This window comes from Haloferax profundi (assembly GCF_001469865.1).
Taxonomy (GTDB): domain Archaea; phylum Halobacteriota; class Halobacteria; order Halobacteriales; family Haloferacaceae; genus Haloferax; species Haloferax profundi.
In genome coordinates this window covers 1-803 of the sequence record NZ_LOPV01000078.1, presented here as the reverse complement: position 1 = coordinate 803, position 803 = coordinate 1, and the positions used below count along the sequence as shown (strand labels likewise).

Here is an 803-nt window from a genome sequence, read left to right as displayed (position 1 = left end):
AATCGTCCAAGTCGACTCCGACAATTGGGTCGTCTTCGGTGAACACGAAGCCGATTCCATCTGCCTGATTCGCTTCGACAAACGAGCGTGCTGTTTCGAAATCTGACCATGTGTCTGGGTCCGTCGACGATGCGAATGAGCCCTCGCCAGGGACCACTGGAATCTTCGTTTGCTTCCCGTCTCGTTTCTCGCTTCGCCAGCACACCCACTGGTCTCGTTCGACGAGTTCTGTTGGGAGATTCTTCTGTGTCACGAATGTGGTAGTTTTCTTCGTCATTGTCTCATCTCAGTTGTGGCTGCGCGCCTCTCGCGCCCCGATAAAATCTCCCGAGCGATTGCTCGCCCGTCTACGACGGCCACCCCCCACCCTATACTAGTCGTTTTTTCCTTGGAACACCCCCATTTCAGACCCGAAAATCGAGTGACGTAGCCATGTTCCACCCATTTTGTCGACACAGCGCATGTTCCACCCAAACTCGAAATGGGTGGAACACCGCATTGTCTTGCGATTTTGGTGGTCATGGTATTGTCAGAGATTTGGATGGAACACACCGATTTGGACGGGTGATGTTCACTCGGAGTTACCCCAGTTAGTGGGTCAATTTCCACCATCACTATCCTGATATGTGTCGATGTCGAATCCGATGAAAACGCGGACAAGTTCACCGTCGATTCGGCGTCGGTCAGTAGTGAATTCGAGGTGGTTTCCGAGCTTCCGTGAGAACCAACTTGGGCTCAGTGGATCTCGCCCGTGGTCTTCCGCCCACGCTTCGTAGAGTGACCGAACTTCCTCCTTCGGGAGT

Annotated in this window: 1 protein-coding gene and 1 pseudogene; both read right to left on the bottom strand. The window is 53.3% G+C overall.

The annotated features are described in order from the left end of the window. Window positions 1-277: pseudogene (locus tag AUR66_RS22510) on the bottom strand (hypothetical protein); the annotation flags it as partial. A 321-nt stretch (window positions 278-598) separates the two neighbouring features. Beyond that, window positions 599-803 (bottom strand): hypothetical protein (locus AUR66_RS22505; RefSeq protein ID WP_231727751.1); only part of this gene is annotated, 205 nt, incomplete at its 5' end.